The 21812-nt window shown below is 64.0% G+C and carries 18 protein-coding genes; 10 read left to right on the top strand and 8 right to left on the bottom strand.

Annotated elements, in window-relative coordinates; genetic code table 11:
• Positions 1–9: 9 nt before the first annotated feature.
• The 9 genes from algG (at position 10) to DV532_RS20930 (ending at position 10661) form a co-directional block, all read left to right on the top strand.
• Positions 10–1569, top strand: coding sequence for a mannuronan 5-epimerase AlgG (gene algG, locus DV532_RS20890; RefSeq protein WP_056801733.1), 1560 nt, complete (start codon positions 10–12; stop codon positions 1567–1569).
• Between the two features lie 13 nt (positions 1570–1582).
• A complete protein-coding gene (locus DV532_RS20895) occupies positions 1583–3025 on the top strand; it encodes an alginate O-acetyltransferase (protein ID WP_056801731.1) in 1443 nt (480 codons plus the stop codon).
• 7 nt (positions 3026–3032) lie between these two features.
• Positions 3033–4136, top strand: coding sequence for a mannuronate-specific alginate lyase (locus DV532_RS20900; protein WP_056801729.1), 1104 nt, complete (start codon positions 3033–3035; stop codon positions 4134–4136).
• Positions 4137–4318: 182 nt separating this feature from the next.
• Positions 4319–5776, top strand: coding sequence for an MBOAT family protein (locus DV532_RS20905; protein ID WP_056801727.1), 1458 nt, complete (start codon positions 4319–4321; stop codon positions 5774–5776).
• A 10-nt stretch (positions 5777–5786) separates the two neighbouring features.
• Complete coding sequence (locus DV532_RS20910) at positions 5787–6944, top strand: alginate O-acetyltransferase (protein WP_056801725.1); 1158 nt, start codon at positions 5787–5789, stop codon at positions 6942–6944.
• 21 nt (positions 6945–6965) lie between these two features.
• Positions 6966–7613: an alginate O-acetyltransferase AlgF gene (locus DV532_RS20915; protein ID WP_056801723.1), complete on the top strand. Its 648-nt coding sequence runs from the start codon at positions 6966–6968 to the stop codon at positions 7611–7613.
• A gap of 35 nt (positions 7614–7648) precedes the next feature.
• Entirely contained in the window at positions 7649–9103 is a 1455-nt protein-coding gene (locus DV532_RS20920) for a mannose-1-phosphate guanylyltransferase/mannose-6-phosphate isomerase (protein ID WP_056801721.1), read from the top strand.
• A gap of 140 nt (positions 9104–9243) precedes the next feature.
• A complete protein-coding gene (locus tag DV532_RS20925; protein WP_056801719.1) occupies positions 9244–9708 on the top strand; it encodes a hypothetical protein in 465 nt (154 codons plus the stop codon).
• 140 nt (positions 9709–9848) lie between these two features.
• Positions 9849–10661, top strand: coding sequence for an SDR family oxidoreductase (locus tag DV532_RS20930; RefSeq protein ID WP_056801717.1), 813 nt, complete (start codon positions 9849–9851; stop codon positions 10659–10661).
• Positions 10662–10845: 184 nt separating this feature from the next.
• Here DV532_RS20930 and DV532_RS20940 read toward each other — a convergent pair whose 3' ends face one another.
• The 4 genes from DV532_RS20940 to DV532_RS20955 all read right to left on the bottom strand — a co-directional run bounded on the left by DV532_RS20940 (position 10846) and on the right by DV532_RS20955 (position 15970).
• Positions 10846–12297, bottom strand: a complete 1452-nt coding sequence (locus tag DV532_RS20940) for an efflux transporter outer membrane subunit (protein ID WP_056801715.1) — start codon at positions 12295–12297, stop codon at positions 10846–10848.
• Positions 12294–13355 carry an HlyD family secretion protein gene (locus tag DV532_RS20945; RefSeq protein ID WP_056801714.1) on the bottom strand — a complete coding sequence of 354 codons (1062 nt, stop codon included), beginning with the start codon at positions 13353–13355 and terminating at the stop codon, positions 12294–12296. The genes DV532_RS20940 and DV532_RS20945 overlap by 4 nt, the downstream gene beginning before the upstream one ends.
• A 27-nt stretch (positions 13356–13382) precedes the next feature.
• Positions 13383–14909, bottom strand: coding sequence for an MFS transporter (locus DV532_RS20950; protein WP_056801712.1), 1527 nt, complete (start codon positions 14907–14909; stop codon positions 13383–13385).
• Positions 14910–15061: 152 nt separating this feature from the next.
• Positions 15062–15970, bottom strand: a complete 909-nt coding sequence (locus DV532_RS20955; RefSeq protein WP_056801710.1) for a LysR family transcriptional regulator — start codon at positions 15968–15970, stop codon at positions 15062–15064.
• Between the two features lie 271 nt (positions 15971–16241).
• Between DV532_RS20955 and DV532_RS20960 the strand changes: the two genes are divergently transcribed.
• The gene (locus tag DV532_RS20960; protein WP_056801707.1) at positions 16242–16694 is read left to right on the top strand and encodes a universal stress protein; all 453 of its coding nucleotides are present in this window, start codon (positions 16242–16244) and stop codon (positions 16692–16694) included.
• A gap of 309 nt (positions 16695–17003) precedes the next feature.
• On the opposite strand, the gene DV532_RS20965 is transcribed toward DV532_RS20960, so the two are convergent.
• The 4 genes from DV532_RS20965 to DV532_RS20980 are packed head-to-tail and all read right to left on the bottom strand — an operon-like array spanning position 17004 to position 21768.
• Positions 17004–17864 carry an HlyD family secretion protein gene (locus tag DV532_RS20965; RefSeq protein ID WP_056801706.1) on the bottom strand — a complete coding sequence of 287 codons (861 nt, stop codon included), beginning with the start codon at positions 17862–17864 and terminating at the stop codon, positions 17004–17006.
• A gap of 10 nt (positions 17865–17874) precedes the next feature.
• Positions 17875–18075 (bottom strand): DUF1656 domain-containing protein, encoded by a 201-nt coding sequence (locus tag DV532_RS20970; RefSeq protein WP_009685040.1) that lies wholly within the window; start codon positions 18073–18075, stop codon positions 17875–17877.
• Complete coding sequence (locus DV532_RS20975) at positions 18065–20242, bottom strand: FUSC family protein (protein WP_056801703.1); 2178 nt, start codon at positions 20240–20242, stop codon at positions 18065–18067. Before DV532_RS20975 ends, DV532_RS20970 begins: the two co-directional genes overlap by 11 nt.
• Positions 20239–21768 carry an efflux transporter outer membrane subunit gene (locus DV532_RS20980; protein ID WP_056801701.1) on the bottom strand — a complete coding sequence of 510 codons (1530 nt, stop codon included), beginning with the start codon at positions 21766–21768 and terminating at the stop codon, positions 20239–20241. Before DV532_RS20980 ends, DV532_RS20975 begins: the two co-directional genes overlap by 4 nt.
• Between the last annotated feature and the right edge of the window lie 44 nt (positions 21769–21812).

Here is a 21812-nt window from a genome sequence, read left to right on the forward strand (position 1 = left end):
GGACTTACCATGAACCTTCACCCGCACTTACGTCACAGCCTGCTGGCCAGCGCCTTGCTGCTGGCCGCCGGCCTGGCCGTCGCCGCAGAGCCCACGACGATCGCCAAAGGGCTGCAGCAAGCCAAGACCTATACGGTCTCCAGTGCACCGGTCGAACCGCTGCACATGGACCCGCCAACGCTGCCCGACCTGACCGGCTTCACTGCCGAGGCTGTGCAGAAGAAAATCGACCGCCGCCACAAGGGCAAGGTCAGCCTGCGTCGCATGTTCCAGGAGGACAGCCTGAAGGAGTTCGTCGGCGGCGACAACAAGGCGGCCGAGTGGGTCCAACGCCAGCACGGTATCCCGCAAGCGATCTTCATCGATGACGGCCATGTCGACCTGGTCGAGCTGAGCAAGAAGGTACCCAAACAGTACCTCAGCGAAGTCGAACCGGGCGTGTACCTGGCGCGCTTGCCGATCGTGGTCGGGCAGAAGGGCATCCTCGAAATCGACAACAAGGTCAAGCAGCTGCGCCTGTCCCAGGAAGGCGGCGCGTTCCTGGTCAACGACGGCAAGCTGTTCGTCACCGACACCCAGGTGACTGGCTGGCGCGAAAAGGACAACGGCCCGGCGACCTTCCGCTCGCCCAAGGAATTCCGCCCGTTCCTGTTGTCGTGGGGCGGCACCGAGACCTACATCGTCAACACCAAGATGGCTAGCTTCGGCTACGCCAAGTCCAAGTCGTACGGTGTGAGCATCTCGCAGTACACACCGAACATGGCCAAGCGCATGGGCCGCCCAGAACCCACCGGCTGGATCATCGGCTCGGAGTTCAGCGACATGTGGTACGGCTTCTACTGCTACGAAACCCAGGACTTCGTGGTCAAGGACAGCACCTACCGCGACAACATCGTCTATGGCATCGACCCGCACGACCGCTCGCACCGGCTGATCATCGCCGGCAACACGGTGTACGGCACCAAGAAAAAGCACGGCATCATCGTCTCGCGTGAGGTCAACGACAGCTGGATCATCAACAACAAGAGCTTCGACAACAAGCTCTCGGGCGTGGTGATCGACCGCAACAGCGTCAACAACCTGATCGCCTACAACGAGATCTACCGCAACCACACCGACGGCATCACCCTGTACGAAAGTGGCGACAACCTGATCTGGGGCAACAAGCTGATCAACAACCGCCGCCACGGCATCCGCGTGCGTAACAGCGTGAACATCCGCCTGTACGAGAACGTCGCCGTAGCCAACGGCCTGGTGGGCGTTTACGGGCACATCAAGGACCTGTCCGATACCGACCGCAACATTGCCCTCGACCCGTTCGACGCCAAGGTGTCGCTGATTTTGGTCGGCGGCGAGCTGGCGGCTAACGGCTCCGGGCCCCTGTCGATCGACTCGCCGCTGTCGGTCGAGCTGTACAAGGTGTCCATGCTCGCCCCGCGCAAAGCCAGCGGCATCAGCCTCAACGGCATCCTCGGCGAACGCCAGGACGAAATCCTCGACCTGCTGGTCCGCCAGCAGAAGGCTGTGCTGATCGACCCGGTCGAACGCCAGACCGAAATGATCGATTAAGGAAGCCCAGACCATGACCCCACCCCTGATGAAACTGCTGGGCCTGTCCGCCGCCCTCCTGGCGATCAGCCAAGGCGTGCGCGCCGAAGACGTCAAGGCCCCCACCTTCAGCGCCGAACCTTGCTGCCAGCTGTGCCCTGAAGCGCACGACGCCAGCCGCTACACCACCCGCTACCAGCAGAACTTCACTACGCTGGTGCAGGCCAAGGGCGACTGGCTGTTCCGTACCCGCGAAGACCTGCGCACCGAATTCAACACCACCCCGGCCGGCTACAAGCGCCTGCAGCAAGTGCACGACGCGTTCAAGAAGCGCGGCGTGGAACTGGTGGTGGTGTACCAGCCGACCCGCGGCCTGGTGAACCGCAACATGCTCAACCCAGCGGAAAAAGCTGCCTTCGACTACCAGAAGGCCCTCGGCAACTATCAGGCCATGCTCAAGCGCTTCGCCAGCATGGGCTACAACGTGCCCGACCTGTCGCCGCTGACCAACGAGCAACTGGCCGCCGCCGACCAGGGCAAGGACTTCTACTTCCGTGGCGACCAGCACTGGACGCCGTACGGCGCCGAGCGCGCGGCAAAAATCGTGGCTGATACCGTGCACAAGATGGCGGCCTTCGAAGGCATCCCACGCAAGGAGTTCGAGACCAAGAAGGCCGGGCGCATGGGCAAGACCGGCACCCTGCATAACGTCGCCGGCCAGCTGTGCGGCACCAGCTACGCCGTCCAATACATGGATCAGTTCGCCACCGAGCCGAAGGGTGCCAGCGGCGGTGGCGATGACTTGTTCGGTGACGAAGGCAACGCTCAGATCACCCTGGTCGGCACCAGCCACAGTGGCAAGAACTACAACTTCTCGGGCTTCCTCGAGCAGTACATCGGCGCCGACGTGCTCAACGTGGCCTTCCCTGGCGGTGGCCTGGAAGGCTCGATGATCCAGTACCTGGGCAGCGAGGAGTTCCAGAAAAACCCGCCGAAGATCTTGATCTGGGAATTCTCCCCGCTGTACCGCCTGGACCAGGAAACCATCTGGCGACAAATCCTTGGCCTGCTCGATGACGGCTGCGATGACCGCCCGGCCCTGATGAGCGCCAGCACCACCCTCAAGCCCGGCAAGAACGAACTGATGGTCAACGGCAAGGGCGGCGTGGTCAAAGACCTGGTCAACCGCAACCTGCAGATGGACGTCAAGTTCGACGACCCATCGGTGAAGGTGCTGCAAGCCACCCTCTGGTACCTCAACGGCCGCCACGAAGACATCAAGCTGGAAAAACCGGAAACCTCCGACACCGATGGCCGCTTCGTCTTCCAGATGCGTGAAGACGAGGACTGGGCTAGCCAGAGCCTGCTGGCCTTTGAAATCCAGGGGCCGGAGAAAGGCACTCAGAAAGTCCAAGCCAAACTCTGCAAACGCAACAACTTTGCCGTGCCTGCGCAGACCGCGCAGGCCGGCCAGTGAGGCGACCATGACCCCGTTCACGCGAATTTCCCGCCCCGCCCTGCTTGCCCTGGCGTTGTGCGGCGGTGCTGCGCACGCTGCGCTGGTACCGCCCCAGGGCTACTACGAGGGGATCGAAAAGCTCAAGGCCAGTGACGGCAACTTCCGCTGCGAGGCGGCGCCCAAGCCGTACACCGCTGCCCTGCAGTTCCGCAGCAAGTACGAAGGTTCGGACAAGGCGCGGGCAACGCTCAATGCCAGCTCGGAAAAAGCCTTTCGCAAGTCCACCGAAGACATCACCACCCTTGAGAAAGGCGTGAGCAAGATGGTCGGCCAGTACATGCGGGACGGCCGCCCGGCGCAGCTCGACTGCACCCTGGCCTGGCTGGGTACCTGGGCGCGCGCCGATGCACTGATGTCCACCGACTACAACCACACCGGCAAGTCGATGCGCAAATGGGCGCTGGGCAGCATGAGCGGTTCGTGGCTGCGCCTGAAGTTCTCCAACTCGCAGCCGCTGGCTGCGCACCAGGCCGAGGCCGAGCTGATCGAAAAATGGTTCGCCCGCCTGGCCTCGCAAGTGGTGCGCGACTGGAGCGACCTGCCGCTGGAGAAGATCAACAACCACAGCTACTGGGCCGCCTGGGCGGTGATGGCCAGCGCCGTGGCCACCGACCGTCGCGACCTGTTCGACTGGGCTGTGAAGGAATACCGAGTGGGCGCCAACCAGGTCGACGAGCAGGGCTTCTTGCCCAACGAGCTCAAGCGCAAGCAGCGCGCCCTGGCTTACCACAACTACGCCCTGCCGCCGCTGGCGATGATCGCCAGCTTCGCCCAGGCCAATGGCGTGGATGTGCGTGGCGAAAACAACAATGCCCTGCAGCGCCTGGCGCAGCGGGTACTGGCCGGGTCGAAGGACCCCAGCGCGTTCAAGGCGCGCAATGGCGATAAGCAGGACATGAAAGACCTGAAGATCGACAGCAAGTACGCCTGGATGGAGCCCTACTGCAGCCTGTATGCGTGCAGTGGCGACACCCTGCAACGCAAGCGTGGCATGCAGCCGTTCAACAGCTTCCGGCTGGGTGGCGACCTGACCCGGGTCTACGACCCGAGCGCTGAATCGAAAAGATAACGCAAAACCCTTGTAGGAGCGGGTTTACCCGCGAAAGGGCCGGGCCTGCCATGCGCGGTGTCTGTGCCGGCCTCTTCGCGGGTAAACCCGCTCCTACAGGGAACTAGGTAGCCCGCCATATTTGTGTGGGGGGTTTGGGGGGCGCTGTGCCCCGGATGCTGTGAACAAAAAGGAGAACCGGGATGGTCTTCTCGTCCAACGTGTTCCTGTTCCTGTTCTTGCCGATCTTCCTCGGCCTGTACTACTTGAGCGGGCAACGTTATCGCAACCTGCTGCTGCTGGTCGCCAGCTACATCTTCTACGCCTGGTGGCGGGTGGACTTCCTGGCCCTGTTCGCCGGGGTCACCCTGTGGAACTACTGGATCGGCCTGAAAGTCGGTGCTGCCGGCGTACGTACCAAGCCGGCGCAGCGCTGGCTGCTGCTTGGCGTAGGGGTAGACCTAGCGATCCTTGGCTACTTCAAATACGCCAACTTCGGCGTCGACAGCCTCAACGCAATCATCAGCTCGTTCGGCCTGGAGCCGTTCATCCTCACCCATGTGCTGCTGCCGATCGGTATCTCGTTCTACATCTTCGAGTCGATCAGCTACATCATCGACGTGTACCGCGGCGACACCCCGGCCACCCGCAACTTGATCGACTTCGCAGCGTTCGTGGCGATCTTCCCGCACCTGATCGCCGGCCCCGTGCTGCGCTTCAAGGACCTGGTCGACCAGTTCAACAACCGCACCCACACCCTGGACAAGTTCTCCGAAGGCTGCACCCGCTTCATGCAGGGCTTCATCAAGAAAGTGTTCATCGCCGACACCCTGGCGGTCGTGGCTGACCACTGCTTCGCCCTGCAAAACCCAACCACTGGCGACGCCTGGCTCGGCGCCCTGGCCTACACCGCGCAGCTGTACTTCGACTTCAGCGGCTACAGCGACATGGCCATCGGCCTGGGCCTGATGATGGGCTTCCGCTTCATGGAAAACTTCAAGCAGCCGTACATCAGCCAGTCGATCACCGAGTTCTGGCGGCGCTGGCACATCAGCCTGTCGACCTGGCTGCGCGATTACCTGTACATCACCTTGGGCGGTAACCGCAAAGGCACCTTCAACACCTACCGCAACTTGTTCCTGACCATGCTGCTGGGCGGCCTGTGGCACGGCGCCAACTTCACCTACATCCTCTGGGGCGCCTGGCATGGCATGTGGTTGGCCATTGAGCGGGCGCTGGGCATCGACACCAACCCGCAGCGCTTCAACCCAGTGAAGTGGGCCTTCACCTTCCTGCTGGTGGTGGTTGGCTGGGTGATCTTCCGTGCCGAAAACCTGCATGTAGCCGCCCGTATGTACGGCGCCATGTTCAGCTTCGGCGACTGGCAGCTGTCGGAGCTCAACCGCGCCCAGCTCACCGGCCTGCAGGTGGCGACCCTGGTCATCGCCTACATCACCCTGGCGTTCTTCGGCTTGCGCGACTTCTACCGCAACGCCAAGCCGACGCCCACGGCCACCCCGGTGCAAGTCAACAGCGACGGCTCGATCGGCCTGGACTGGACCCGGGTGATGACCCGCGCCCTGATCCTGCTGCTGTTCGCAGCCTCGATTCTCAAGCTTTCGGCGCAGAGCTACTCGCCGTTCCTGTACTTCCAGTTCTGAGGCGGATGACATGAACCGGACATTACGCGTCACCTATTCCCTGTCGTTCCTCGGCCTGCTGGTCGGCATGGGCGCCTGGTCCACCGGTGGCTTTGAAAGCTTCCAGCGTACCGCGCAAATGACCCTGCTCAACGGCAAGCTGGCCAAGGCCGCCGAGACCCACTACGACGAACAGTTCCCAATCAAGCGCCTGGGCACCAACCTCTGGGCCGCGCTGGACTTCAAGCTGTTCAATGAAGGCCGCCCGGGCGTGGTGCTGGGCCGCGACCAGTGGCTGTTCAGCGACGAAGAGTTCAAGCCCACCGCCGGTGCCGAGCAGCTGATGCAGGACAACCTGGCGCTGATTCGCGGCGTGCGTGACACCTTACAAAAGCACGGCAGCCAACTGGTACTGGCGATCATCCCGGCCAAGGCACGGGTGTACTCGGAATATGTCGGCAAAGAGTTGCCCGCCAGCCTGCATGACGACCTGTACCACCGGTTCCACGCCCAGGCCCGCCAGGCCAATGTATTCGCCCCCGACCTGATGGCGCCGATGGAACAAGCCAAGGCCCGCGGCCAGGTGTTCCTGCGCACCGACACCCACTGGACGCCGATGGGCGCCGAAGTGGCGGCCCAGGCGCTGGCCGAAGCGGTCAGCCGCCAGCGTCTGCTCCAGGCTGACCCGCAGGCGTTCATTACCGAAGCTGGCAGCACTGCGCCGTACAAGGGCGACCTGACCAACTTCCTGCCACTGGACCCACTGTTCAGCAACCTGCTGCCGGCCCCGGACAACCTGCAGCAGCGCAGCACCCGGCCGGTCGAGGCCGAGGGTGAAGGCGGTGACGCGCTGTTCGCCGACAAGCAGATCCCGGTTGCGCTGGTAGGCACCAGCTACAGCGCCAACCCGCACTGGAACTTCCTCGGCGCACTGCAGCAGGCCCTGCACAGTGACGTCGCCAACTACGCCGAAGACGGCCACGGCCCGCTGCTGCCGATGCTCAAGTACCTGCAAAGCGATGCCTTTAAAAACGCCGCACCGCAAGTGGTGGTGTGGGAATTCCCCGAACGTTATCTGCCAATGAAGAACGACCTCAGCAGCTTCGATCCGCAGTGGATCGCCCAGCTGAAAAACACCCGTAAATCCGAAGAAAACCTGGCCTTGTCGTCCACCCGGACGAACCACTGATCGATAGAGAGGAACACGCACATGACTACCAAGACTTCCATTGCCAAAGCCCTCACCCTCGCGGCTGGCCTGTCTCTCGCTTCCCTGCACGCCTTCGCCGGCGCCGATGCGGCGCTGTACGGCCCAAGCGCGCCGAAGGGCTCGACCTTCGTGCGCCTGTTCAACGCCGCGAGCGCGCCCGCTGCTGCCAGCGTCGGCAACACCCAGATCAAACAGGTTGGCGCCCAGGCCAGCAGCGACTTCAGCTTCCTGCCGGGCGGCGACTACACCGCCCAGGTCGGCGGCAAGAGCGTGCCGGTCAAGCTGGCCTCGGACAAGTACTACACCCTGGTCAACAGCGCCAGCGGCAGCCCCAAGCTGATCGAAGAGCCGCCGTTCAAGAACAAGCAAAAGGCCCTGGTTCGCCTGCAGAACCTGAGCGACCAGCAACTGACCCTGAAAACCGCTGACGGCAAGACCGAAGTAGTCAAGCCGGTGGCCGCCAACGGCCGTGGCGAACGCGAAATCAACCCGGTCAAGGTCAACCTGGCGTTGTACCAAGGGGACAAGAAAGTGGGTGACGTCAAACCGGTCGCCCTGGAGCGCGGCGAAGCCGCAGTGCTGTACGTAACGGGTTCCGGCAACGCCTTGTCGCCGGTGTGGGTAACTCGCCCCGTGGCTAGCAACTGATTCCCCTGCCTCTCAACGACTATTGGAGAAACATGATGATCCCGGTAATTCTTTCTGGTGGTAGCGGTTCGCGTCTGTGGCCTCTGTCGCGCAAGCAGTTCCCCAAGCAGTTCCTGGCCCTGACCGGTGCACACACCCTGTTCCAGCAAACCCTCGAGCGCCTGGTGTTCGAGGGCATGGACACGCCGATCGTGGTCTGCAACAAGGACCATAAGTTCATCGTCCAGGAACAACTGGCCGCGCTGAAGCTGGAAACCCAAGGCATCCTGATGGAGCCGTTCGGCCGCAACACCGCGCCGGCCGTGGCCATGGCTGCCATGAAACTGGTCAACGAAGGCCGCGACGAGCTGATGCTGGTGCTGCCCGCCGACCACGTGATCGATGACCAAAAAGCCCTGCAACGCGCCCTGGCCCTGGCCACCGTGGCCGCCGAGCGCGGCGAGATGGTGCTGTTCGGTGTGCCGGCGACCAAGCCGGAAACCGGCTACGGCTATATCCGCTCCAGCCAGGACGCGCTGCTGCCTGAAGGCGTGGCGCGGGTTGCGCAGTTCGTCGAAAAGCCCGACGAAAAACGCGCTGCCGAGTTCGTCCAGGCCGGCGGCTACTTCTGGAACAGCGGCATGTTCCTGTTCCGTGCCAGCCGCTTCCTCGAAGAGCTGAAAAAGCACGACGGCGACATCTATGACACCTGTGTATTGGCCCTGGAGCGCAGCCAGGAAGACGGCGAGGTGCTGAGCATCGACGAAGCCACCTTCGCCTGCTGCCCGGACAACTCCATTGATTACGCGGTGATGGAAAAGACCCAGCGCGCCTGCGTGGTACCGATGTCGGCCGGCTGGAGCGACGTGGGTTGCTGGTCGTCGCTGTGGGAAGTGCACGAGAAGGATGACAACGGCAACGTTACCAAGGGCGACGTGGTGGTGCAGGACAGCCACAACTGCATGATCCATGGCAATGGCAAGTTGGTGTCGGTGATCGGCCTGGAAAACATCGTGGTGGTCGAGACCAAGGACGCGATGATGATTGCCCACAAGGACAAGGTTCAGGGCGTCAAGCAGATGGTCAAGACCCTCGACGAGCAGGGCCGCAGCGAAACCCAGAACCACCTGGAAGTGTATCGCCCGTGGGGCTCGTACGACTCGGTGGACATGGGCGGCCGCTTCCAGGTCAAGCACATCACGGTCAAGCCAGGCGCCAGCCTGTCGTTGCAGATGCACCACCACCGCGCCGAACACTGGATCGTGGTCTCCGGCACCGCCGAGGTCACCTGCGACGAGAACGTGTTCCTGCTGACCGAGAACCAGTCCACCTACATCCCGATCGCCTCGGTGCACCGCCTACGCAACCCAGGCAAGATCCCGCTGGAGATCATCGAAGTGCAGTCTGGCAGCTACCTGGGCGAGGATGACATCGAGCGCTTCGAGGATGTGTATGGGCGGACATCGACGCCAGTCGAGCGTGGTGTGTCGGTGAAGACCATCGCGCAGTAAAGCGGCAAGCTGCAAGCTGCAATAAAAAAGCGGGACGGAGGTGAATCTACATTCGTAGGTACACCGCCGCCCCGCTTTTTCTTGAAGCTTGAAGCTTGCCACTCCAAGATGTCCGAATCCCCGGTCGGAATCAGCACATCATGATCATCGGTGCCTTGCTCATCCTCACCTGGCTGGTGTTGCTACTGCGCTACCCGGCCAAGGCCCTGCCGATCTCGCTGGCTGCCGTGTGTGGCCTGGGCCTGGTGGCCCTGTTCGTCGTCTGGCAAGACACCCGCGAAACCTCGCAACTGGCCCGCCTGGACCTGCGCCTGAGCTACGCCCCTGAACAGTGCCCTGCCGACCGTGCATTGCAGGTACACATGAAGAACGGCAACGACGTGCCACTGACAGAACTGCGCTGGCGCGTGGCGGCGTATGCCCCGGGCGATACCGTGAACCTGGCGGAGAACACCTACAATGCCCCGCGCTACCGGGGGCCGGGTGAGTTGCAGCCGGGGGGCGAGTGGAAAGACTGCCTACCCTTGCCACCGCTGCGCTCCGGGTATCGGCCACAGACCCTGGAATTTCGTGCCGAGCACCTGCAAGGTACATTTGCCAATTGATGTGTTGCCTGAGCCGGCCCTTTCGCGGGTAAACCCGTTCCCACAGGGATCGCACAGTTCTCAAATTCTGTGGGAGCGGGTTTACCCGCGAAGAGGCCGGTACAGGAAAAACCAATCCTCCCTGACAACAGGCCCCAAGCATGCCCACCGTCCTGATCACCGGTTGTTCCAGCGGCATCGGCCGCGCCCTGGCCGACGCGTTCCGCGATGCCGGCTACCAAGTCTGGGCCACCGCCCGCAAACCTGAGGATGTCGAGCAACTGAACGCCGCCGGCTTCACTGCCCGGCAACTGGACGTAAACGATAGCGAGGCCCTGGCCCGCCTGGCCGAGGAAATCCAAACACTCGATATCCTGATCAACAACGCCGGCTATGGCGCCATGGGCCCACTGCTCGATGGCGGCGTGGATACCCTGCGCCAGCAATTCGAAACCAACGTCTTCGCCGTGGTCGGCGTTACCCGCGCCTTGTTCCCGCTCCTGCGCCGTTGCCGCGCAACGGTGGTGAACATCGGCAGCGTGTCCGGTGTATTGGTCACCCCCTTCGCCGGCGCCTACTGCGCCTCGAAAGCCGCCGTGCATGCGCTCAGCGACGCCTTGCGCCTGGAGCTGGCGCCGTTTGGCGTGCAGGTGCTGGAAGTGCAGCCCGGGGCGATTGCCTCGCAGTTCGCCAGCAACGCTCAGCGCCAGGCCGAGCAGGTGCTGGCGGCGGATTCGCCGTGGTGGCCGTTGCGTGAGTATGTGCAGGCGCGGGCACGGGCTTCGCAGGACAAACCGACCTCGGCGGCAGTGTTTGCCCAGGGGGTATTGGCAGCGGTTGGCAAGTCGCCGGTGCCGGCGCTGGTGCGGTTGGGCAATGGCAGTACGGCGTTACCGTTGATGGCCCGCCTGCTGCCACGGCGGTTGCTGGATTGGGCGTTGCGCAAGCGGTTTGGTCTGCTGCGCCCGCTTTGATTGATGGGTTGTCTGTACGGGACCCTTCGCGGGTAAACCCGCTCCTACAAAGGCCTATGCAATCCCTGTAGGAGCGGGTTTACCCGCGAAGAGGCCAGTACAGGCAGCCAATAATCAAGCGATGGAACGCAGCACCCCACCCTCCCAGATACACCACCATGTTCGCCACACAGCGGCCCCACGTTCATGCTTTCTTCACAGGCGGCTCATCAAACGCCTGCCAGCCACCACCCAAAGCCTTGTACAGCCCCACCAACGCCTGCGACACGGCCGCCGAACTGTCGATCCACTGTTCCTCGCTGGCCAGCAGTGCACCCTGCACCGTCAGCACATTGAGAAAGTCCACCGCCCCTTCTACATACTGGCGCTGGGCGGTTTCCAGCGCGATGCGGTTCTGCCGCACCGCCTCGGCCAAGTGATCACGACGCAATTGGCTGGCGTTGTACAGGCGTAGCACATCGTCGATTTCGTGCCAGGCGCCAAGCACCACCTTACGGTAGTTCAACGCCGCTTCCTGTTGCTGCGCCTCGCGCAGTTCCAGGGTGCCCTTGAGCCGGCCACCCTCAAAAATCGGCAACGACAATTGTGGCCCGAAGGCAAAACGGCGCGAGTCCCAACCGCCGAAATCGGACAGTTGCATGGCTTGGAAACCCATGCTGCCCGACAGCCGGATGCTCGGGTAAAAGTCGGCCTTGGCCACGCCAATGCTGGCTGTGGCCGCATGCAGGCGGGCCTCGGCCTGGCGAATATCCGGGCGGCGCTCGGCCAGCTCGGATGGCAAGCCGATGGCAAATTTCTGCTGCGGCGCGGGCAGTTCGCCACCCTTGAGCAACTCGGCCTGCAAACTGCGCGGCGGTTCGGCGGCGAGCAGGCTGAGGGCGTTGATCAGGTCATCGCGGCGAGCTTCGAGGCTGGGCAGGCGCGACTCGATCGAAGCAACCTGGGCGCTGGCCTGGGCCACATCAAGGCGGGTGGCAACGCCTTCGGCCTGGCGCTCTTCGGACAGCTTCAGGCTGTGCTGGGCGACCTTGAGGTTGTCACGTGTGACATCGAGCGTGTGCTGCACAGCGCGCAGCTGGATGTAGTTGCCGGCGGTTTCCGACAGCAATGCAAGCAGCACGCCTCGGCGGTCGTTCTCGGCCACTTCGACCGTGGCGTCGGCGGCCTCTACCTGGCGCCGGACCCGGCCCCACAAGTCCAGCTCCCAACCGGCCACCAAGTCGCCCTGCCAAAGGTTGAAGGCGCCCTTGCCCGCCTTGCCGGACGGGTCACTGAGGCCTTCGGCGCTGTTGCGCGCGCGGCTGTAGCCGGCGTTCGCATCCACCGACGGCAGCTCGTCGGCAGCTACGGTGCTGCGCAGGGCACGGCTTTGCAGCAGGCGCGCACTGGCCATTTGCAGGTCGAGGTTGCGCTCGGCAACCCGCTGGACCAAGGCGCTTAGCTGAGCATCGTGGAAGGTTTCCCACCAGCGCAGTTCCAGCGGTTCGGCTTGCGGCTGGCTGGCCGCTGCCTCGCCCAGCAGCGGCGCCCACTGTTGCGGAGCCTGGCTGTCGGGGCGCAGGAAATCTGGGCCCATGGTGCAGCCGGCCATCAGCACAGCCAGCAGCAACGGGCTCAAGCGTAATGCCGGTTTCATCGTGCGCTTACCTCGTTGCCGTCCAGCTTGTCGCCACGGGTATCGATGGTCGCTTCCACCGACATGCCCACGCGCAGGCGGCTGAGCAGCGGCTGGCCGTCATCGAAGACGATCTTCACCGGAATGCGCTGCACCACCTTGGTGAAGTTACCGGTGGCGTTGTCCGGCTTGACCGCAGCGAAGGTCACACCGGTAGCCGGGGCGATGCTTTCGACATGGCCTTGCAACTGCTCGCCGGCGAAAGTGTCGACGCTGATGCTCACCGGCTGGCCCGGCTGCACATGGGTCAGCTGGGTTTCCTGGAAGTTGCCGACGACATAGGCCTGCTGCAACGGCACCACCGAGAGCAGGCGCGCCCCCGGGTTGACGTAGGCACCGACGCGCAGTGCGCGCTCACCGACCATGCCATCCACCGGGGCTGTGATGCGGGTGTAGGACAGGTCGAGCTGGGCCTTTTCCAGGCCCGCTTCGGCGCGCTTGAGCTGGCCATCGGCGCTGGCCACTTGCGCTGTAAGAATGTCCACCTGCTTGCGCGTCGCCACTAACGCTGCCTGGGCGTTGGCCAGGTGGGCACGGGCCTGGTCGACGCCACTGCGTGCCTGCTGAGCGTTCTGCACGGTACCGGCGCCCTGCTCGGCCAGGCGGCTGTAGCGGTTCACTTCATGCTCGGCGAACGCCACTTCGGCCCGGGCCGCTTTCACGGCGGCCTCGGCCTGAGCAATCAGCGCTGCCTGGCGCTCGAGGGTGGCGCGGGCATCGGCGCTCTGCGCCTTGGCCACCAGCAATTGCGCCTGCGCGGCATCCAGTGCAGCCTGGTAGTCACGGGCATCGATGGTCGCCAGCAACTGGCCGGCAGTGACCTGCTGGTTGTCCTCCACTAGCACTTCTTTGATGAAGCCGGCGACCTTGGGCGCGACCACGGTGTAATCAGCGATCACATAGGCGTCATTGGTGCGCTGGCGGTGGTCGCTGCCGAGCAGCCAGGGGCCGACGATGCCAGCCAGCACGGCCACGGCCAGCACCGAGCCGATGAACAGGGTTTTGCGGTTGTTGGTCATTTCAACGGTCTCGAATTCATCCAGGGTTCAGGCCACCGCGCGCGGCGGATAGACCCGGGTAGGCACGAAAGGAATCAGGCAAATCAGGGCCACGGCAATGCAGGCCATGACCAGGTAGAGGTCGGCCGAAGTCAGCACCAGCGCCTGCTCGTGGATGCGCTTGGCCAGGCCCGTGGCGTTACCGTCGACCAGCGGGGCGTTGCCCAGGCTGTCCACCAGGTGGTTGGAATGGAAATGCCGGCGCAGGGTGCCAAGGGCGTCCAGCAGGCCCCCGGCAATCACCGCAGCCAGGCCCTTGACCGTGTTGAACCAGCTGGAAGCGAACGGGCCTTCCTGCGGGGTCATGCCGTTGGTCGACAGCATCAGCAGCGGCAGCACTGCCATCGGCTGGCCGAACACCTGCAGCAGGTAGAACGGGTAGAAGTCGCCACGGATCCATTGCGAGGTCAGCAGGCTGCTGCCAACACACGACACCGCCAGCATCGCCAGGCCGATGCCCAGCACCCAGCGGCAGTCCACTGCGCGGATGTTGCACAGTGCCGCCGTCAGCGGCAGGGCAAGCAGTTGCGGCAGCGCCACCAGCAGCATCAGCGGGCTGGTCTGTGCCGGGCGGTAGCCTTGGATCTGCGCCAGGTAGGCCGACGGGATGCTGCCCACAGCCGAAAGCACGATCAGCACGCCAGCCAGGGTCACCAGGGCGAAACTCAGGTTGCGCCGCGACAGCATGCGCAGCTGGAAGAACGGCAACGGCTCCGACCATTCGTTGTACAGGAACAGCACCAGCAACAGCAGGCCGCCGCCCAGCAGCCAACAGATCAGTGGCGAATCGAACCAGCCCCAGCGGTCGCCCAGCGACAGGCCCAGCACGATGCAACTGATGGCAGGCAAGCCGAGCAGCACGCCACGCCAGTCGAACTGTTGGAAGCGCTCCAAGCGTAGTGGGTCCTGCGGCAGGCCCCAGCTGACGCAGACGATGGCCAGCGCCGAGGGCAGGATGATTTGCCAGAATGCCCATTGCCAGCCGACATATTCAGTCCACAGGCCAGCCAGTGGCGTGCCGAGGTTGGGGCCGAAGGTGGCGGTAAGGGCATAGCAGGCCAGGCCGTAAACCTTGATGCCCGGCGGCAGGAAACGCAGGGCCACGCTCATCAGCATCGGCGGCAAGGCGCCAGAGGCGAAGCCCTGCAGCACGCGCAGCAGCATCAGGCTGTGCAGGTTGGGGGCGAACGGTTGCAGCAGGCCAAGCACAGCGAACAAGCCGATCGCGCTCATGGTGAAGCGCCGCAGCGAGAAGGTGGTGGCCAGCCACGGCGCGAAGGCCATGGCCGACACCGAAGCGGCGCTGTACACCGCCAGCAACCAGGCACCTTCGTCGGCACCAATGCCCATGGCCCCACGAATATCGGCCAGGGAAATCTTGGTTACCGATTCGTTGAGGCCCGCGCATAGCACGGCCAGCAACACACCGAACAGTCCGACCACTACCTGCAGGCCAAATGCAGCCGGCACTGGGGCGGTGGCAACCGCAGCAGACGGGGCGGACAGGGAACTCATGGGCAAGACATCTCCAGCAACAAATTTGCGACTGGAGCAAGTCTAAGAAGGTTAAATGCTTACGAAAACTGACTTCTCGGTAGGTTTATGTTGCGCCAGGCGCAATCCACAATGTGAGCGGGCTTGCCCGCGAAGAGGCCGGCACAGGCCCCTCATGGGTCGACACTGCAACAAGCCTTCAAGGTCTGCCGCAACCAGCGATGCGCCGGGTCATTGTGAAACCGCGGGTGCCACGCCTGCAGCACGGTCACCCGTTCCAACGGCACCGGAATCTCGAACGAACGCAGCGGCAGCCCCAACTTGTGCACGCTGTTAAGGATGTTGGCCGGCATCGGCAGGACCAGGTCGGAATCCGGCAACGAGAACAGCGCCGAGTGAAAACTCGGGGTAATCAATGCCACCCGGCGCTGCACTTTGAAGTTGGCCAGTTCGACATCGATCGGCCCGTTGGCTCGGCCCCGGCGCGAAACGCTGATCTGTGGATAACTGGCAAAGCGGGTGGGCGTGATCGGCTGCTCGAAAATGGGATGATCGCGCCGCGCCAGGCCCACGTAATAAGTCTGGAACAAGCTTTGCACCTTGATCTCCGGCCCCAGGTCCACGGTCGAACTGATGATCAGGTCGGTACGCCCATCGCGCAGCACGCTGTCGTCATCACCGCCGGGGCTCTCCGGCACGAAACGCAGCACCGTGCGCGGTGCCTGCTCGTGCATGCGGCGCAGCAACTGGGCGCCGTAGAGGGCAATGAATAGGTCGTTGGTGCGGATGTTGAAGGCCCGGTCGAGCTTGGGCAGGTCGACCTCATCGCCGCTGCGGAATACCTCGCCGGCCTGCTCCACCAACGCCGCCACCTGCTCACGCAGCGCCAAGGCCCGCGGCGTCGGCACCAGGCCACGGCCAGCGCGCACCAGGATCGGGTCGCCCAAGGCATCGCGGATACGCCCAAGGGTCCGGCTCATCGCCGCCGGGCTCAGGTTCATGCGCTGTGCCGCGCCGACCACGCTGCCCTCGTCGAGCAAGGCATCGAGGGCGACGAGCAAGTTCATGTCCGGGAGTTGCATGGCCGTTTTCCGTTAGCGCTGTGGGAATGGCGATGGTAGCAGGTTGGCGGATTGCACCAGACGCAATGCGCTCGTGCGTGGTGGGGCATTTATTTTGGGCGGTGATTGGGCCATAAGATTTGCAGTGACTGCACTGGCCCTATCGCCGGCAAGCCAGCTCCCACAGGGACCCCACAGTATCCAAGGTCTGCGCCGACCCTGTGGCAGCTGGTTTGCCGGCGATAGGGCCAGTGCAGGCAAATGATTAGCCTGAACGAAACAAGGATCGCCAATGCCCACCCCCGTCCTGATCGCCATCGACGCCTCCCCCGCCGCCACCGCCCTGCTCACCCTCGCCCGCCGATACTGCCGCCCCGGCGAACACGAACTGCACGTGCTGCTGGCCATCGACGCCACCTTCGCCGTGCACGACCAGCCCGCGCCCTACACCGCCGAGGAACGGGAGGAATACCCCGCCGCCTGCGCAGAACAGCACCTGGCCGAGCACGCCGTGGCCGAGGCAGTGCGCGCGTTGCAGCAAGCCGGCTTCGCCAGCCAGGGCTGCATGGTGGCCGGGCTGCCGGTCGAGGTGATCGTGGCCAAGGCGCAGGAACTGAATTGCGAGCTGATCATCATGGGGCACCGCCACCTGTCGCGGTTGGGGCGGTTGCTGGACCCGTCGATTAGCGCGAAGGTGATCAATCGGGTGAAGGTGCCGGTGTTGGTGGGGGCTGCGGATGCATGAATTGTGAGGTGTATCGCTTGTGATATCGAGCGCCGCCCGCGCGGGGCAAGCCCGCTCTCACATCTAGCCAGTTACTCCTGTAAGAGATGGATTGCAGCTTTGGCGCATGGCTGAAGATGGATGAAATAGCAGCAGCGCAACCCTCGATATCGAATGGAACAAACTAGGCGGCCCCCCCATCTGGCACAGGAGGGATTGGCCAGAAACAGATGTGGGAGCGGGCTTGCCCCGCGAAGCGCCGCGCGGGCGGCGCTCGATCTCACAGGCACCCAAAATTTCAAGTCATGCACTTGCAGCCCCAACCGTCGCTCACCCCTCGCTCGGCTTCACCACCACCGTACAGGTGGTCCCCGCCGCCAGCAAAAACCCTTCTGGCACTTCATCGATGTGAATACGTACCGGCACCCGCTGCGCCAGCCGTACCCAGTTGAAGGTCGGGTTCACGTCGGCAATCAACTCGCGGCTTTGTGGATTATCGCGGTCATAGATGCCGCGGGCGATGCTCTCAACATGCCCCTTGATGCGCTCGCCGCTCATCATCTGCAGCTCGGCCTGGTCGCCCACCTTCACATGCGGCAGCTTGGTCTCCTCGAAGAACCCGTACACCCAGAACGAGTTCTCGTCGACCACCGCCATCACCGCCTCACCGGTACGCGCATAGTCACCCCGGTGGATATTCAGGTTGGTCACGTAACCGTCCACCGTGGCCACGATATGCGTGCGCTTGAGGTTCAACTCGGCACCAGCCAGTTCGGCAAGGGCTTGCTGGTAATCCGCCTGGGCAGCGTTGGCGATGTTGCTGGCGTCGTCGCGGTTTTCCTTGGAGATCACCAGATTGTCCATGTCGGCACGGCGCTTGGCGTTGACCTTGCGCATTTCCCAGGTGGCCTTGCGCGAGGCGACCAGGGCCTTGGCTTGGTCGACTGCCAGTTGATAGTGCTCGGGGTCGATCTGGATCAACAGGTCGCCCTTCTTCACCCGCTGGTTGTCTTTGACCGGCACGTCCACCACGTAGCCCGGTACGTCGGCGGCGACGTTGATGATGTCGGCGCGCACGCGGCCGTCGCGGGTCCACGGCGTGGTCATGTAGTGCAGCCACAACTGGCGCCCGATGGCCACGGCAGCGATCAGCACCAGCAGGGTGGCGATCAGGCTGAAGAACTTTTTCATCGAAGGATTCTCACCAGTAGACAGTAAGCGCCATGGCGCCGAACAAGCAGACGAACAGGCTCAGGCGCAGCAGCGCCGGGTGCCAGAAGAAGCGGTAGCCATCATGGCTGGCGATGAACCGGTCCAGGCCCCAGGCCAGGCCCAGGGCGAACAGAAACATCAAGGTCATGGTGGGCATGTACACGCCATGGAAGGCGATTTCACGGGGCATGGTGCGTTCCTTTCGCCGGTGCCAGTGGCGACTGTGGGTCAAGCAGGGAAGAACGGATGAAGTGCAGGTAACTTTGCGCACGGCGCAGCACCGAGGTATCGAAGTGCCGGGCAAAGGGCTCGTCGGTGGCCTGAACGCGGGCAATGGCGTGGTCCACCGCGATCAGGGCGCGCTCATGGTTGCTGGCGCTGGGCTGCAGGAACAGCCTTGCCAAGGCGCGGCCCATGACACGAATGGCCTGGCGCCAGGGCTGCGATTCGGCGTAGGCCGGGTGCACCGGCGCGCGGGCCTGTTCCTTGCGCAGTTCGATCACCGCGTGGCCGATCTCCAGCACGGTAAACATCCAGCCCATCAGCTGGCTCTGCACCTGCGGCTTGCCAGCGGCCAGGCCATAGGCTTGGTGCAGCAGGTCGCGGGTACGGCTTTCAAAGGCCGAACCCAGGCCGCGCAAACGGCCGCTGATGGCGAACAGCACCTGCTCGCGCAACTCTTGCTCCAGACGGCTCCACAGCCAGCGGCTGTTGGGCGGCAGGATGATCGCCCCGGCAGCGGCGCAGACGAACATGCCAATGACCATGCCGATGTAATCGTTGATGAAGCTGTACGGGTCGTACACGGTGAGGTTGTTCGGCACCGAGCCGATGGCGAAGAACACCAGCAGGCCGATGCCGTAGCCGGCATAGGCTGGGCGCGATGAAAGGAACGCGCCCAGCACGAACACCGGCGCCAGCACCATGCACAGCAGCGGGAAACCGTCGATCCAGGGGAACACGAAGAAGGTTTCGAAGAAGCCAACGAACGCACCAATCGCCGTGCCGCAGGCCATCTGGAACGACATGCGCTTGGGGTTCGGCGAGGCCGCCGAAAGGCCCACGGTGACCGTGGCGATCAGGGTCATCATGGCGCCGCTGGGCCAGTCGCTGAACAGCCAGTAGCTGCCCAACAGCAACAGCACCGCCGAGGCACGCACACCGGCGGCCAACGACACCAGCCAGCTGGTCTGCGCCACGTAGGGCTCGTCCCACTGCTCGCGCTCGTGCGTGTGCGCGGCCAGCGAGGCGTGGGTTTCGGCGTAGCTGTACATCTCGTCGACAAAGCGATAAAGCAGCTCGAAGGCGGTGTGGAAGTCGAGCAGGTCGGCCTCGCTCGGCTCGGTCGCCAGGTACTCGGCACGCAGGCCACGCACCTGGGCCTGCAGGCCTTCCTTGTAGGCGGCCAGCTCCAGGGTCAGGCGCAGTGCATCGGCGTCGGTCAGCGCCCGGCCGACGTAGGGCTGCAGCAGCTCCACCAGGGTGTTCAAACCCGGCTCGATGGCGCCGACGATCTGCAGCGGGCCACGGGCGCGCAGGCGCTCGAGCAAACGGTGCAAGGCGTTGAACCGCGTGGTAATGGCCATGAACTCGCTGTTCATGCGCACCAGGCGGCCCGAGCGCCGGCGCATGTGGGGGTCTTCGAAGGCGGTGACGTTGCGCAGGCTCTCGAGGCCCACCGCCTCGGCGACGAAGCGCACGTTGCTGCTCTCGAACCGGTCGCGCTGGCTGTCGCCCCGTAGGGCCTCAACCACCACCCCGGCGAACACGCCAAAGCGCTGGTACAGGGCGTTGCGCATGGCGGCACTGGCCGACTGCGGCAAGATCGCCGCGCTGACGAAGGTCGAGACGAGAATGCCCAAGGCAATTTCCAGCACCCGCCAAACCGCCGCCATAAATGCCTGGTCGGGGTGCTGCAGCACCGGCAAGCCGATCATCGCCGCGGTGTAGCCGGCCAGCACGAAGCCATAGGCGCGGAAGGTGCGGTAGCGCATGGCCCCGGCCGAGCACAAGCCTACCCACAGGGCCAGGCTGGGCAGGAACAGCTCGGTGTTCTGCGGGAAGATGGCGATCAGTGCCACCATCATCGCCGAGCCAGCCAGGGTGCCGAGCACCCGGTAGAAGCTCTTGGCGAACACATGCCCGCTTTGCGGCTGCATGACGATGAACACGGTGATCATCGCCGTGCGCGGTTGCGGCAGCTCCAGGCGCATGGCCAACCACAGGGTGATGAACGCGGCGGCCAGCACCTTGAAGATGTACACCCAGGTGACACCGTCGGTGCGTGCCCAGGCAAAGAAGCCCCGGCGCCACTCCAGGCTCTGCAGCCAGCGCGCGGGCAAACTGGAAGTGCTCATTCGGCGTTATCCGGCTTCTTGTCGAAAATGGCCAGACTGGCCGGGGTTTTCGGTGCCGCCTGGCGCTGTTCTTTCGGCACGTCCTGGCCGGCTTGCAAGCCACCACCCAGGGCGGTGACCAGCTCGGCGTGGGCGATCAGGCGGGCGGCCTGCACTTGCTGTTGCACCTGCTGCTGGCGGAACAGCAAGGTTTGCGCGTTAAGCACGTTGAGGTAGTCGGTGAGGCCACGTTGGAAGGCGACCAGGGCGATGTCGTAGGTTTTTTGCGCGGCGGCGACCGACTCGGCGGCGAAGTGCGATTGCTCTTGCATCGACTCGCGGCGGATCAGTTGGTCAGAGATGTTCTTCAGTGCGCCGACCACGGTTTGGTTGTAGCGCGCCACGGCCACGTCATAGCCCGCCGAGGCCACGCCCAGTTGTGAGCGCAAGCGGCCACCGTCGAAAATCGGCAAGCTGATGGCCGGGCCGACGTTGTAGTTGAATTTGCGCCCGGTGAGGAACTCCAGCGGGCCACCGCCGGTGGCCATGAAGCCTAGGCTGCCAACCAGGTCGACGTTGGGGAAAAAGCCGGCGTGAGCGACATCGATGCCGCGCGCCTGGGCGGCCACCTGCCAACGGCTGGCGACCACGTCGGGGCGCTGGCCAACCAGTTCGGCCGGCAGGTTCGACGGCAACTTCAGCGGTGCGGCCAAGGCCAGGCTCGGACGCTGCAATTGCGCCCCCTCGCCCGGGCCCTTGCCGGCTAGGGCAGCCAGCTGGTTGCGGGTAAGGGCAATTTCTTCGTTGAGGCTGTCGAGCTGGCGGTGGGTTTCCGGCAGCGGCGCTTCGGCCTGGCTGACTTCGAAATGAGTGCCGATGCCGGCATCCAGGCGGCGTTTGGCCAGGGCCAGGATCTGCTCTTGCTGCTCCAGCTCGGCCTTGACGATATCGCGCTGGGCGAAGTGCAGGCTCAACTGGATGTAGGCACGCACCACGTTGTTCTGCAGCTCCAGCTGCGCCTGGCGGGCTTCGGCCACGCTCATGTGCGCCTGGTCCACGGCCTGCTCGCTGGCATTGCGTTCACGGCCCCACAGGTCGAGGGCATAACTGAAGCCAATGGCGGCGTTGTTGTCCCAGGTGTTGGCACCGGACAGCGCACCAGGGCCATAGAACTGGTCTTCAGGCCAGTTGTGGCGCTTGAGCGTGGCCTGGCCATTGACCTGGAGCTTTTCCGCCGACTCGACCACACCGGCCATGGCCTTGGCTTCCCGCACTCGCGCTGCGGCCATGGCCAAGCTTGGGCTGCCGGCCACGGCCAGGTCGATCCAGCGGTTCAGTTGCGGGTCGCCGTAGGCCTGCCACCACTGCTGGTCGGGCCAGTGGGCGTCGGTCGCGGCGTCGCGTATGGCCGCGTCGGTGGTCAGGGTGTTGGCTTGCAGCGTCTTGCTTTGCGGGGCAATACCCCAGGTTCCGATACAGCCGCTCAAGGTGAGGGCAAGGGCACAGGCACTGAACGCCTTGAGCGTTCTGATGATGCGACGCGGCACAGCTGCGATTTCCCGAGGAAGAGGTGAAGGGGCTGGGCAATTCT

The sequence above is a fragment of the Pseudomonas sp. Leaf58 genome, assembly GCF_003627215.1.
Taxonomy (GTDB): domain Bacteria; phylum Pseudomonadota; class Gammaproteobacteria; order Pseudomonadales; family Pseudomonadaceae; genus Aquipseudomonas.